Annotated in this window: 12 protein-coding genes, 1 tRNA gene and 1 pseudogene; 10 read left to right on the top strand and 4 right to left on the bottom strand. The window is 70.3% G+C overall.

Translation table 11 applies throughout. The features are described 5' to 3' along the window. Positions 1-4: 4 nt before the first annotated feature. On the bottom strand, positions 5-1,207 hold the full coding sequence (locus ASL10_RS09225) for a pyridoxal phosphate-dependent aminotransferase (protein WP_056046539.1): 1,203 nt from the start codon (positions 1,205-1,207) through the stop codon (positions 5-7). Positions 1,208-1,440: 233 nt separating this feature from the next. Between ASL10_RS09225 and ASL10_RS09220 the strand changes: the two genes are divergently transcribed. From ASL10_RS09220 to ASL10_RS09195, 6 genes are all read left to right on the top strand, one after another. Further along, positions 1,441-1,513, top strand: a tRNA-Trp gene (locus tag ASL10_RS09220). 84 nt (positions 1,514-1,597) lie between these two features. Beyond that, positions 1,598-1,879: a preprotein translocase subunit SecE gene (gene secE, locus ASL10_RS09215; RefSeq protein WP_043592949.1), complete on the top strand. Its 282-nt coding sequence runs from the start codon at positions 1,598-1,600 to the stop codon at positions 1,877-1,879. A gap of 95 nt (positions 1,880-1,974) precedes the next feature. Next, complete coding sequence (gene nusG / locus ASL10_RS09210; RefSeq protein ID WP_056046537.1) at positions 1,975-3,069, top strand: transcription termination/antitermination protein NusG; 1,095 nt, start codon at positions 1,975-1,977, stop codon at positions 3,067-3,069. Positions 3,070-3,177: 108 nt separating this feature from the next. Further along, the gene (rplK, locus tag ASL10_RS09205) at positions 3,178-3,609 is read left to right on the top strand and encodes a 50S ribosomal protein L11 (protein WP_043592945.1); all 432 of its coding nucleotides are present in this window, start codon (positions 3,178-3,180) and stop codon (positions 3,607-3,609) included. Between the two features lie 100 nt (positions 3,610-3,709). Beyond that, positions 3,710-4,399 carry a 50S ribosomal protein L1 gene (rplA, locus tag ASL10_RS09200; protein ID WP_043592944.1) on the top strand — a complete coding sequence of 230 codons (690 nt, stop codon included), beginning with the start codon at positions 3,710-3,712 and terminating at the stop codon, positions 4,397-4,399. Positions 4,400-4,521: 122 nt separating this feature from the next. Further along, positions 4,522-5,058, top strand: a complete 537-nt coding sequence (locus ASL10_RS09195; protein WP_056046534.1) for a GNAT family N-acetyltransferase — start codon at positions 4,522-4,524, stop codon at positions 5,056-5,058. Positions 5,059-5,113: 55 nt separating this feature from the next. Here the strand turns inward: ASL10_RS09195 and ASL10_RS09190 are convergent, their stop codons facing one another. After that, a complete protein-coding gene (locus ASL10_RS09190) occupies positions 5,114-6,100 on the bottom strand; it encodes an NADP-dependent oxidoreductase (RefSeq protein ID WP_369794389.1) in 987 nt (328 codons plus the stop codon). 129 nt (positions 6,101-6,229) lie between these two features. On the opposite strand from ASL10_RS09190, the gene ASL10_RS15985 reads away from it, so the two are divergent. Continuing rightward, positions 6,230-6,871 (top strand): Pr6Pr family membrane protein, encoded by a 642-nt coding sequence (locus ASL10_RS15985; protein ID WP_157485352.1) that lies wholly within the window; start codon positions 6,230-6,232, stop codon positions 6,869-6,871. Here the strand turns inward: ASL10_RS15985 and ASL10_RS15980 are convergent. Beyond that, the gene (locus tag ASL10_RS15980; RefSeq protein WP_235452632.1) at positions 6,853-7,587 is read right to left on the bottom strand and encodes a YqaJ viral recombinase family protein; all 735 of its coding nucleotides are present in this window, start codon (positions 7,585-7,587) and stop codon (positions 6,853-6,855) included. The genes ASL10_RS15985 and ASL10_RS15980 overlap by 19 nt on opposite strands. Before the next feature lie 88 nt (positions 7,588-7,675). Next, positions 7,676-8,866 carry an ROK family transcriptional regulator gene (locus ASL10_RS09175; protein ID WP_056046530.1) on the bottom strand — a complete coding sequence of 397 codons (1,191 nt, stop codon included), beginning with the start codon at positions 8,864-8,866 and terminating at the stop codon, positions 7,676-7,678. A 217-nt stretch (positions 8,867-9,083) separates the two neighbouring features. On the opposite strand from ASL10_RS09175, the gene ASL10_RS09170 reads away from it, so the two are divergent. The 3 genes and pseudogenes from ASL10_RS09170 to ASL10_RS15575 all read left to right on the top strand — a co-directional run. Further along, positions 9,084-9,827 (top strand): sugar phosphate isomerase/epimerase, encoded by a 744-nt coding sequence (locus tag ASL10_RS09170; protein ID WP_152970255.1) that lies wholly within the window; start codon positions 9,084-9,086, stop codon positions 9,825-9,827. Then, positions 9,824-10,972: a Gfo/Idh/MocA family protein gene (locus ASL10_RS09165; protein WP_056046529.1), complete on the top strand. Its 1,149-nt coding sequence runs from the start codon at positions 9,824-9,826 to the stop codon at positions 10,970-10,972. The genes ASL10_RS09170 and ASL10_RS09165 overlap by 4 nt, the downstream gene beginning before the upstream one ends. A 141-nt stretch (positions 10,973-11,113) precedes the next feature. Beyond that, a pseudogene (locus tag ASL10_RS15575) lies at positions 11,114-12,466 on the top strand (sugar ABC transporter substrate-binding protein); the annotation flags it as partial.

Here is a 12,466-nt window from a genome sequence, read left to right as displayed (position 1 = left end):
GGCCTCAGGCGAACAGGCGCTGGAGGCGGCGGACGCCCTCGAGCAACTCGTCGTCGCCGAGAGCGTAGGACAGCCGGAGGTACCCGCTGGGCCCGAAGGCCTCACCGGGCACGGTGGCGACGTCGGCCTGTTCGAGGATGAGGTCGGCGAGTTCGAGCGACGTGGTGGGCGTGACGCCTCCCCACTCGCGACCGAGCAGGCCCTGCACGTCGGGGTAGACGTAGAAGGCTCCCTCGGGGGTGGGGGTGACGACGCCGTCGATCCGGTTGAGCTCGCGGACGATGGTGCTGCGTCGGGCGTCGAAGGCGACCCGCATGGCCTCGACCTCGTCCTGCGGTCCGGTGAGGGCCGCCAGGGCCGCCCGCTGCGACACGTTCGAGACGTTCGACGTGAGGTGCGACTGGAGGTTCGCGGCACCCTTGACCACGTCGGTCGGGCCGATCATCCAGCCGACCCGCCACCCGGTCATCGCGTAGGTCTTGGCCACGCCGTTGACCAGGATCGCCTGGTCGGCCAGCTCGGGCACGGCCTCGGTGATCGAGACGGCCGTCACCCCGTCGTAGGTGAGGTTCTGGTAGATCTCGTCGGTGATCACCCAGACGCCGGCCTCGAGGGCCCAACGACCGATCGCCTCGACCTCGTCGGGTGAGTAGACCGCGCCCGTCGGGTTCGACGGCGAGCAGAACAGCAACACCTTCGTGCGCTCGGTGCGGGCGGCCTCGAGCTGGTCGACCGTGACCTTGTAGCCCTGGTCGGCACCGGCGAAGACCTCGACGGTGACTCCGCCGGCGAGGGCGATGGCCTCGGGGTAGGTCGTCCAGTAGGGCGACGGCAGGAGGGCTTCGTCGCCGTCGTCGAGCAGCGCCTGGAAGGCCTGGTAGACGGCCTGCTTGCCACCGTTCGTGACGATCACCTGCGACGTCGACACCGTGGTGCCGCTGTCGCGCAGGGTCTTCTCGACGATCGCCTCGCGCAGTTCGAGCAGGCCGGCCGCGGCCGAGTAGCGGTGGTTGCGCGGGTCGCGGGCGGCGACGACGGCCGCGTCGACGATGTGGTCGGGCGTGGGGAAGTTGGGCTCGCCCGGGCCGTAGCTGATGATCGGTCGGCCCTGTGCCAGCAGGGCCTTGGCCTTCGCGTCGACGGCCAGCGTGGCCGATTCGGCGATCGACGAGATACGGGACGAGAGACGGCGCGCGGTCGGGGTCACGCGGGTCAGCCTAGCGGGGGTGTGACCGGCCCGGACGGGTGCGCCCGCCGGCGGTCCGTCGGACCCCGCGGCGCCCGGCTTTGCACGCGCCCGCCGCTTCGCCTACACTTGACGAGGCGATCGAATGCGCCAAGCTTCAGCGCGCCTCTGCAGTCCGGTTCACCAACAGCCGGCTGAGAGAGGCAGGGCCTCCGGGTCCGGCCGAGAGGTCATCTGAAGGGCGTCGATCCCATAGGGCGGTGGCTCAATTGGTAGAGCAGCGGTCTCCAAAACCGCAGGTTGCAGGTTCGAGTCCTGTCCGCCCTGCAGCCCGGCTGTGTTCTTCATGACACGGTGATCACACACAGATACGGACACAGGCCCACGGGCCGAGCTCGGAAGGTCGGAACAGTGGCGAGAAAAGACGTTGACGTCCCCAGTGAAGACGTCGTCGAGAAGGCGAAGAGCGACGGTGCGACGCGCCGCAGCCCCTTCGCCCGCATCGCGTTGTTCATCCGCCAGGTGATCGCCGAGCTCAAGAAGGTCGTCACGCCGACCCGCAAAGAGCTGCTGAGCTACACCGGCGTCGTCCTGGTCTTCGTGGTCATCATGATGGCCCTCGTCTCCCTGCTCGACCTGGTGTTCGGCACCGGCGTCGGCTACGTCTTCGGCAACGGCCCGACCGGCAGCTGACGCGGCACCCACCGGCCGACTCCCCGAGCACCACGTGAGCGGGTCCCGTGCCACCGAGCACGAGCACCCGACAACCCCGATCGAAAGAAGAACCCTTGCCTGACAACGAGCGCGACGACATCGACCTCGCCACCGCTGCCGAGCAGTCCTCCGAGGTCGAAGAGGCCCAAGAGGGCGGCACGCTGGCCGCCGACGAGGACGCCGTCGAGCCCGCCGAGTCCGAGGCCCTCTCGGTCGTCGACGAAGGCGAGTCCGGTTCGACCGACACGAGCGACCTCGACGGCCTGCTCGACACGCTGGCCGAGGCACGCGACCCCGAGGCCGACGCGATCGTCGACGACGCCCTCGACATCGACGACGAGTTCGAGGCCGAGGCCGCCGTCGAGGCCACCGACGACGAGGCCGACTCCGAGGCCGAGCAGGCGGCCGACGAGGGCGACGCCCCCGCCGCGAACGCCGTCGTCGCCGAGGCCGAGCAGTCCGTCCAGGACGCCGACGCCGAGATCGCGCACGACGACGTCGACGTCGACGTGTCCGCCACCGAGGTCGAGGACGACGAGCCCGCCGAGGTCGACCCCTACGAGGCCTTCCGTTACGAGCTGCGGGGCAAGCCCGGCAAGTGGTACGTCATCCACTCGTACGCCGGCTTCGAGCGCCGCGTGAAGCAGAACATCGAGAACCGCATGGTCTCGATGACCATGGAGGACTACATCTACCAGGTAGAGGTCCCCATGGAGGACGTGGTCGAGATCAAGAACGGGCAGCGCAAGCTCGTCACCCGCGTCCGCATCCCCGGCTACGTGCTCGTGCGTCTCGACCTCAACGAGGACAGCTGGTCCGTCGTCCGCCACACCCCCGGGGTCACGGGCTTCGTGGGCAACGCCCACAACCCGACGCCGCTGCGTTTCGAAGAGGCCTTCAACATGTTGAAGAGCCTCGTCCAGGTCGACACGACCCCGGCGCCCGCCAAGGGCGGCGCCAAGGGTGGCAAGCAGGCCCAGCGGGTCATCCCCGCCGAGGTCGACTTCGAGATCGGCGAGACGATCACGATCAAAGAGGGGTCGTTCGCCGGACTTCCCGGTACGATCAACGAGATCAAGCCCGAGAGCGGCAAGCTCACCGTGCTGGTCTCGCTGTTCGAGCGCGAGACGCCGGTCGAGCTCAGCTTCGACCAGGTCACGAAGCTCTAGCAGGCACCCACCCCCAGGTCTACAGATCACCGGAGTCCGCGCCGCGGGCCACCGGGAGAGCAGGTCGCGACCGCGATCGGTTCGAACCCCACAAGAAGGAAAAGAACAATGGCACCGAAAAAGAAGGTCACGGGTCTGATCAAGCTTCAGATCAACGCCGGCGCCGCGAACCCCGCCCCGCCCATCGGCCCGGCCCTGGGTCAGCACGGCGTGAACATCATGGAGTTCTGCAAGGCGTACAACGCGGCGACCGAGTCGCAGCGCGGCAACGTCGTCCCCGTCGAGATCACGGTCTACGAAGACCGCTCGTTCACGTTCATCCTCAAGACCCCGCCCGCCGCCGAGCTCATCAAGAAGGCCGCCGGCGTCGCCAAGGGTTCGGGAACCCCGCACACCACCAAGGTCGGCAAGCTGACCATGGACCAGGTGCGCGAGATCGCGACGACCAAGCAGGCCGACCTGAACGCCAACGACATCGACGCCGCGGCGAAGATCATCGCCGGCACCGCCCGTTCCATGGGCATCACGGTCGACGCCTAAGCAGCACCCCTCCGTGCAGGCGACCCGCCTGCACGACCCTGACATCAGTGGGAGAGCCGGCCAGGCTCGCAACCACGTCCCCAGTACGAAGAGGTCCAACATGGCTCAGAAGTCCAAGGCGTACCGCGCCGCTGCCGAGAAGATCGAGGCAGGCAAGTTCTACAGCACCAGCGAGGCCGTGGCCGTCGCTCGCGAGACCGGCTCGAAGAAGTTCGACTCGACCGTCGAGGTCGCGCTCAAGCTCGGCGTCGACCCCCGCAAGGCCGACCAGATGGTGCGCGGCACCGTCATCCTGCCGCACGGCACGGGCAAGACCGCCCGCGTCATCGTGTTCGCGACGGGTGCCGCCGCCGAGGCGGCCATCGCCGCGGGTGCCGACGAGGTCGGTGGCGACGAGCTCATCGAGAAGGTCGCGGGCGGCTACACGTCGTTCGACTCGGCCGTCTCGACCCCCGAGCTCATGGGCAAGGTCGGTCGTCTCGGAAAGGTGCTCGGCCCCCGCGGCCTCATGCCCAACCCGAAGACCGGCACCGTGACCCCCAACGTCGCGCAGGCCGTCAACGACATCAAGGGCGGAAAGATCGAGTTCCGTGTCGACAAGCACAGCAACGTGCACTTCGTCATCGGTAAGGCCGGCTTCTCGGAAGAGCAGCTGAACACCAACCTCGACGCCGCCCTCGAAGAGGTCGTCCGCCTCAAGCCGTCCTCGTCCAAGGGCCGCTACATCACCAAGGGCACGCTGTCGACGACCTTCGGTCCCGGCATCCCCCTCGACATCAACGTCTTCTAGGTCCTCAGACCTCCCAGGCACTGCGTCGCCCGAAGGCCGTCCCACTCTCGAGTGGGGCGGCCTTCGTCGTCGGCTCCCGTCCGTGGTCGGGCGGGGAGGCGCGGGTGGGGCACCATGGGCAGATGACCGTCACCGTGCGCCCTGCCCTCCCGACCGACGCCCCCCTGCTCGCCGAGGTCGCCGCGGTGACCTTCCCGCTCGCCTGCCCGCCCGGGTCGGACCTCGCGGACATCGCCCGGGTCGTCACCACGGTGCTGTCCGAGGAGGCCTTCTCGCGCTACCTCGCCGACGACACCCGGACCGTCCTGCTGGCCGTCGACCCCACGGCCCGGGGGGCCCTCGGCTACAGCATGATGATCGCGGGAGATCCCGAGGACGCGGACGTCGCCGCAGCCGTCTCGTCCCGGCCGACCGTCGAGCTGAGCAAGTTCTACGTCATGCCGCAGGGGCACGGCACGGGGGCGGCCTCGACCCTGATGGCCGCGACCCTCGAGGCAGCCCGCGCGACCGGCGCCTCCTCGGTGTGGCTCGGAGTCAACCAGCAGAACGAACGGGCGCTTCGCTTCTACGCCAAGCACGGACTCGTGAAGGTCGGGACGAAGACCTTCGCCCTCGGCGACGACCTGCAGCAGGACTTCGTCCTCGAGCGTCGGATCTAGGCGGGGTCGCGTCGGGCCACGGCGGCCGGTCCGGGGGCCGGGTCCGGAGGCCGGGTCAGGCGGCCTCGGTGTCGTCGGTGACGCGCAGCACGAGCTTGCCGCGGGTGTGCGACCGCTCGAGGCGAGCATGGGCGTCACGGGCGTCGACCAGGTCGTAGACCTCGTCGACGTAGACCCGGACGTCTCCCGAGTCGAGCAGTCGCGAGATGACCGCCAGCGTGGCGCCGTCGGGGGAGACGGCGAACCCGGTCGACCGGACGCCTGCCTGCGCGGCTTTCTCGGCGAAGGCGGCCCCCGAGGCGAGCGGTGCGTGGACGGCGAGCCCACCGGGTCGGAGCAACCTCAGCGACCGGTCGGCCTCGACGTCGTCGTCGACCAGGTTGAGCACGACGTCGACCTGACGGACGCTGCGGTCGACGTCGGCCGCGCCGTAGTCGACGACCTCGGCGGCCCCGAGCTCCCGCAGCCAGGCCGAGTTGGCCTGCGAGCCGGTCGCGACGACGTGTGCGCCGAAGTACGAGGCGAACTGCACCGCGAAGTGCCCCACCCCGCCCGCGCCGGCGTTGATGAGGAGGCGCTGGCCCTCGTGGGCCTTGGCGACGTCGACGACCATCCCCCAGGCCGTGAGCGCCGCGAGGGGCACCGCGGCGGCTTCGAGGTGCGACAGGGTGGTGGGCTTCCGGGCCACCGACAGCGACGGGACGCTGATGTACTCGGCGTAGCTGCCACCGGAGCGCGGGCACGGGGCCATGCCGTAGACGGCGTCACCCGGACTCAACGGATGCGCCGCATAGGGCGTCTCGACGACGACGCCGCTGAAGTCGTGGCCCAGCACGGCCGGGAACGCCGGGATGGCGTCGCTGTCGCCGCGACCGGCCCGGGTCTCCAGGTCGAAGCGGTTGACGCCGGCGGCGACGACGCGCACGAGCACCTCGGCGTTGACCCGTCGCGGGTAGGGCACGTCGGCGGCGACGAGCTGCTCGGGCCCGCCGGTCCGCTCGATCACCATCGCCCGCATCGTCGTCTGCATCGTCGTGTCCATCGGCGGCCCCTGTCGGCTCGTGTGCGCCGTGGCTCCGGCGCGGTGGTCAGGTCAGTCAACGGGACGGATGAGTCACCCGTGTTTCGCGGGTGTCACCGAGAGGGAAACGATGATGGGTACGGTGTGGGCATGAGAGCATCGGTCGCCGTCCTGCGCGTCGCGGCTGCGGTCGCGGTCCTCGTCGCCGTCGTGGCCCAGTGGGAGAACAGCCTGCGCGACCCGGGGTACCGATTCGTGGACTTCTTCGGGTACTTCACCATCCAGAGCAACCTCATCGTGCTGCTGGCCCTGGCGATCGGCGCGTTCACGGTGCTGCGCCGGACGACGCCGCCCCGGTGGACGGTCGCGGTGCGGGCGGCGGCGACCACGTACATCGCGCTGACCGGGCTGGTCTTCAACCTGCTGCTGGCGGGACTGCCCTCGAACGACCCGTACACCGTGGGGTGGGCGAGCAACGTGTTCCACCGGGTGATCCCGCTCTACGTCGTGCTCGACTGGGTGCTCTTCGCCGACCGCGACCGCCAGCCCTGGCGGCGGTTGTGGCAGTTCCTGGCCTTTCCCTTGATCTGGGTGGTCGTCGTCCTGGCCCGGGGCGCCGACTTCGTGCCGTACCCCTTCCTCGACGTGGCGACCCTCGGCGGGGGCGTCGTGGCGCTCTGGTGCGTGGGCATCGCCGTCGCGGTCGCCCTGATCGGGGCGCTCGTCGTGGCGGCGTCGCGCCTGCGCCTCGTCGACCCGGATCGGCGCGTGACTCAGCGCAACGGATCGTAGGGCGGGGGTTCGTAGGCCTCGTAGGCGTCGGGCGGTGGGGGCGCCGACGCTCGGCCGCCCGGCGCGAACGGGTCGACCGGCGCCTGTCGTGCGAGGGTGTCGAGCACCTGGTCGGCGAGGGCCACGAGACGGTGGATCTCGTCCTCGTCGCGCTCGACCCAGCGGCACTGCGGGTCACCGTGCAGGGGAACGAAGTCGGTGTGCTGCTCCCAGACCACGAGGGTGCGCTCGGCGCCGAGCACGTACTGCTGCCAGGCCACCTGGCGCAGGTACGAGCGGGGGATCGACGACCAGGCCTTCTTCGTCGTCTTGATCTCGCACAGCTCGACGGTGCCGTCGGTGCGGACGGTCACGCCGTCCGGGGTGGCCAGGTGTCGGCGCTGACCCGCGGCGTGGAAGAGCTTCTGGCTGGACTCGATGCCGTGCCGCTGCAGCACCCACCGGGCGATCTCGGGCTCACGCGCCCGCCCGTGGTCGGTGTAGGCGTTGCCGCCGAAACCGTTGCCGTACAACTTGTCGAGCACGACGGCCTGCACGGCGCGCGGGCTCGAGAGCCGGGCGACGTCGGTGGCCGTGATGCCCTGGCTGCGAGCCCGCAGCCACGCGATGCGGTCCGACGAGTCGGCCAGCACGCGCGTCAGATGCGCAGGAGGCGCGGCGGGGCTCGTCGGCTCGTCGTCGTCCCACAGGGCGAGCATGGGTTGGACGATGGTCATGGTGACCATTCTCCCTCGCCGGGGGCGCGAGGACGACACCCGCGCCTCCTCGTGTCGCGGCGGAGCGGCGAGCACCGGGAGCCCGCGGTCAGACGGCGGCGGCGAGCTCGTCGATCGCCGCGGGGGAGAGGGCGTGGTGGATCGCGAGCATGCTCGCGCCCATGAGCCCCGCCCGGTCGCCCGCCCGGGACGGCACGATGCTCAGGTGCTCGGTCGCGAGCGGCATCGACCGCTGGTAGACGACCTCGCGCACGCCGGCCAGCAAGTGCTCGCCGGCCTGCGCCATGGAGCCGCCGATCGCGATGACCGAGGGGTTGATCATGTTGACGCAGGCGGTCAGCACCTCGCCGAGGTCGCGACCCGCCTGGCGGACGGCCTGCACCGCGTCGACGTTGCCGGCCCGGACGAGCTCGACCACCTGGCGGCCACCCTCGCAGTCGTGGCCGAGGGCTCGCAGCGAGCGGGCGAGTGCCGGCCCGGAGGCGACGGCCTCGAGGCACCCCACGTTGCCGCAGTGGCAGACGACGCCGGCGCCGCGGGGGATCTGCACGTGGCCGATGTCGCCCGCGATGCCCTGGGCGCCGCGCTGCAGGCGACCGCCCGAGATGATGCCCGAGCCGATGCCGGTGGCGACCTTGACGAACAGGAAGTGGTCGGTGCCCGGCCAGGCGTGGCTGCGCTCGCCGAGGGCCATGATGTTGACGTCGTTGTCGACGAGGACGGGCACGTCGAGGTGGCGCCTCACCCAGCCCGGCACGTCGACGCCGTCCCAGCCGGGCATGATCGGCGGGTTCACCGGTCGACCCGTGCTGAACTGCACGGGGCCCGGCAGGCCGATCCCGACCCCGATGAGGTCGTCCCGGGTGCGACCGAGCCGGTCGAGCAGGGCGTCCGCCCCGGTCACCATGCCGGCGAGGGTCGTCTCGGGACCGTCGGCGATGTCGATCAGGCGACGGTCGCTGATCAGCTCGACGCCCATCAGGTCGGTCAGGGCGAGGTTGACGTGGCCCGCTCCGAAGTCCGCGGCCAGGACGACACGCGCCGAGGGGATGAGCGCCACGCGAGAGGGAGGGCGGCCACCCGTCGAGACGGCGTCGGCGGAGGGGCCGACCAGACCGAGTTCGGCCAGGACGTCGAGGCGCAGGCCGATCGTCGACCGGGCGAGGCCCGTCATCGCCGCGAGTTCGGCCCGGGTGCGCGGCACGCCGTCGCGGAGCAGCTGGAAGATCTCGCTGGCTCCGGTGCTGCCGAGGGCAGACGACCTCGTCGTGTCGGACATGGCAGCAGTAAACCACAGCCCTCGGCGACGCCCGAGAGAACCCCGCCGAGAAAAGGTCGACTTTTGCTTGCGGGTCGACAGAAGCGGTCCTATGGTGAGTCTCGGTCGACGCCGACCGCCACTCTTCCGGGGGTGACCGGTCGACGGCTCGACCGCTGAGAGTCCCCGACGGTGCCCGTCGCCGTCGCACATCCACTCGGAAGAGGAGACACCCCTGGTGACCACCGCAAGCCCGATCTCGGTCCAGCTCTACACGGTCAGAGACGCCATCGCCGCCGACCTGCCCGGCACCCTGAAGCGAATCGCCGACCTCGGCTACACCCAGGTCGAGCCGTACGCCTTCGTCGACCGCGTCGACGAGTACGCCGAGGCCCTGCCCGCCGCCGGACTCACCGCGCCCAGCGCGCACGTCGGCCTGATCGGCAAGGACCTCGAGCCGATCTTCGCCGCCGCCACCCGTCTCGGCGTCGGCACGATCATCGACCCGCACATCGACGAGACCCGCTGGGTCACCCGTGAGGACGTCGAGGCGATCGCGAAGGAGCTGGGCGAGATCGCCGACGCGGCCGCCGCCCACGACCTCACCATCGGCTACCACAACCACGCCTTCGAGCTGGAGAACCTGATCGACGGCACCCCCGCCCTCGAGGTGTTCGCCGCGGCCCTGCCCGCGAACGTCGTGCTCGAGATCGACACCTACTGGGTCGAGGTCGGCGGCGTCGACGCCGCCGAGCTGCTCGCCCGCCTCGGCGACAAGGTTCAGTTCCTCCACGTGAAGGACGGCCCGAAGAACAAGAACGACGTCGAGCAGGTCGCCGTCGGGCGCGGGTCGATGCCCGTCCGCGACATCCTGCAGGCGGCCCGTCAGGCCACCCCCGTCGTCGAACTCGACGACCACGCCGGTGACGTGTTCACCGCGCTCGCCGACAGCCTCGAGTTCCTGCAGGGGGTCCGCGCATGACCGACGTGACGACTGCCTCGCGGCCCGCCGTCGCCTCCGACGGCAAGACCGGCCCGGTGGGCGTCGGGGTCATCGGCGCCGGCGTGATCAGCGACCAGTACCTCGGCAACCTCACGCAGTTCCCCGACCTCGAGGTGCTCTTCATCGCCGACATCGACCAGGCCCGCGCGGCGGCCCAGGCCGAGAAGTGGGGCGTCCCCGCCAGCGGCACGGTCGACGAGTTGCTCGCCCTCGACGACGTCGAGATCGTGGTCAACCTGACGATCCCGGCGGCCCACGTCGACGTGGCGCTGCAGGCCGTCGCCGCGGGCAAGCACGTCTGGGGAGAGAAGCCCTACGCCCTCGACCGCGAGAGCGGTGCCCGGCTGCTGGCCGCCGCGAAGGAGGCGGGCGTCCGCGTGGCCGTCGCCCCGGACACGTTCCTCGGCGCCGGTCTGCAGACCGGACTGCGGGTCGTGAAGCGAGGCGACATCGGCACGCCCCTGACCGGCCTCGCGCTCTTCCAGGTGCCCGGCCCCGAGTCATGGCACCCCAGCCCCGAGTTCCTCTTCGCCTACGGCGCGGGACCGATGTTCGACGTCGGCCCGTACTACCTGACCACGCTCGTGCAGGTCTTCGGACCCGTCGCGAAGGTCACGGCCACGGCGTCGAAGGCCCGGGACAGCCGGGTCATCGGCTCGGGGCCGAAGGCCGGAACGGTCTTCCCCGTCGAGGTGCCGACGCACGTGAGCGCCCTGCTGCAGTTCGAGAGCGGCGCCAGCGCGCAGGCCGTCTTCAGCTTCGACTCGAAGCTGGCCCGTGCCGGCTTCGTCGAGATCGCCGGGACCGAGGGCACGGCCGTGTTCCCCGACCCGAACGAGTTCGAGGGCGACACGACGGTCCACACGGGCACCGACGAGCCGGCGGTCGTCGCGGCCACGGGTTCGACCTTCACCCGCGGCACCGGCGTCGCCGAGCTCGCCCAGGCCATCCGCGAGGGTCGCCGTGAGCGCGTGCCCGGCGAACTCGCCTTCCACGTCCTCGACGTCATGGTCTCGCTGGCCGAGTCCGCCGAACGTGACGAGAGCGTCCGTGTCGACTCGACCCTCGAGCCGACGCCCGAGCTGCCCGAGAGCTGGGACCCCTCCGTCCCGACCCTCGGCTGATCCGGTGCGGTGCCGGCGCCTCCTCGACGCCGGCACCGCGCCTCCCGACCCGTCCACCCCCTGAGCGCACCACCCGCACCACTCGCACCACCGGAGTCACCACAGCACCACGAACCCCCGCACCACCCCTTCCCTCACTCGATGAAGAGAAATCTCGAAGAAGAGACACCAGGAGAAGTCATGCAAACGAAGTTCCGTTGGCTCGCCGCCCTCGCGGTCGGAGCCCTCTCGGTCGGATCGATGACCGCCTGCAGCGCCTCGGGCGGCAGCGGCGACGCCGACACGATCACCTACTGGGCCAGCAACCAGGCTCCCACGGTCGAGAAGGACGCCGAGATCCTGCAGGAGAGCATCGACCGCTACACGGAGGAGACCGGCGTCAAGGTCGACCTCGAGGTCATCCCGTGGTCCGACCTCTACAACCGCATCCTCACCGCCGTCTCGAGCGGCGAGGGGCCCGACGTCCTCAACATCGGCAACACCTGGGCGGTGTCGCTGCAGTCCAGCGGTGCCTTCGTGCCCTGGGAGGGCGACGCCCTCGACCAGGTCGGTGGCCAGGACCGCTTCGTGCAGTCCAGCTTCGCCACCGGCGGTGCCGAGGGTCAGGCACCCACGTCGATCCCGCTCTACGGGCTGTCGTACTCGCTGTACTACAACACGAAGATGTTCGAGGCCGCGGGCATCACCACCCCGCCCGCCACCTGGGACGAGTTCGTCGAGGACGCCAAGAAGCTGACGGTCGACACCGACGGCGACGGCACGATCGACCAGTGGGGCGTCACCATGGCCGGGTCGAGCATCTCGAACAACGCCCACCAGGCGTTCGTCCGGGGCCTGCAGAACGGAGGCGCGCTGTACGACGAGGACGGCGAGCCCGACTTCGGCAACGACGGCGTCGTCAAGGGCGTCAAGGAGTGGGTCGACCTGATGGCGGTCGACAAGGTGGTCTCACCGTCCGACGCCGAGAGCGTGAACGGTTCGGACATGGCGGCGACGTTCGCGGACGACAAGGCCGCGATGTTCTTCGACCAGGCCCCCGACGCGAACCTCTCGGCCCGCGACTTCACCGACTACGCCGCGGCACCCGTGCCGATGGAGTCCGCCGACGCGACCGGTCTGCTGGGCACCCAGAGCCACGTGGCCGGCATCAACGTGAGCGTCTTCGAGAACAGCGGCAACAAGGACGCGGCGATCGACTTCGTCAAGCACCTGACGAGCGACTCCGAGCAGGTGTACCTGAACAAGGCGTTCAGCTCGCTGCCCGTGGTCACGAGCGCGTACGACGACCCGGCGTTCCAGTCGGACACGATCAAGCTGAAGCAGACGATCCTCGAGGACCACGCCCAGCCCATGCCCCTCTACCCCTCCGAGGGGCAGATGGAGACCTTGGTCGGCACCGCGATCAAGAACCTCCTCGCCACCGCAGCCCAGGGCGGTTCCGTCAGCGAGTCCGACGTCAAGTCGGCCCTCGAGGACGCGAACAGCCAGATGAGC

This window comes from Frigoribacterium sp. Leaf8 (genome assembly GCF_001421165.1).
Taxonomy (GTDB): Bacteria; Actinomycetota; Actinomycetes; order Actinomycetales; family Microbacteriaceae; genus Frigoribacterium.
Note: the sequence above shows the minus strand (reverse complement) of the source record. Positions and strands in the feature narration are given on the sequence as shown.

What these genes read in the sequence shown, in the direction of transcription:
- rplK (WP_043592945.1), top strand. Translation starts at nt 3,178, where the DNA reads ATGGCACCGAAAAAGAAGGTCACGGGTCTGATCAAGCTTCAGATCAAC.
- rplA (WP_043592944.1), top strand. Translation starts at nt 3,710, where the DNA reads ATGGCTCAGAAGTCCAAGGCGTACCGCGCCGCTGCCGAGAAGATCGAG.
- ASL10_RS09195 (WP_056046534.1), top strand. Translation starts at nt 4,522, where the DNA reads ATGACCGTCACCGTGCGCCCTGCCCTCCCGACCGACGCCCCCCTGCTC.
- ASL10_RS09190 (WP_369794389.1), bottom strand. Translation starts at nt 6,100, where the DNA reads ATGGACACGACGATGCAGACGACGATGCGGGCGATGGTGATCGAGCGG.
- ASL10_RS15985 (WP_157485352.1), top strand. Translation starts at nt 6,230, where the DNA reads ATGAGAGCATCGGTCGCCGTCCTGCGCGTCGCGGCTGCGGTCGCGGTC.
- ASL10_RS15980 (WP_235452632.1), bottom strand. Translation starts at nt 7,587, where the DNA reads ATGACCATCGTCCAACCCATGCTCGCCCTGTGGGACGACGACGAGCCG.
- ASL10_RS09175 (WP_056046530.1), bottom strand. Translation starts at nt 8,866, where the DNA reads ATGTCCGACACGACGAGGTCGTCTGCCCTCGGCAGCACCGGAGCCAGC.
- ASL10_RS09165 (WP_056046529.1), top strand. Translation starts at nt 9,824, where the DNA reads ATGACCGACGTGACGACTGCCTCGCGGCCCGCCGTCGCCTCCGACGGC.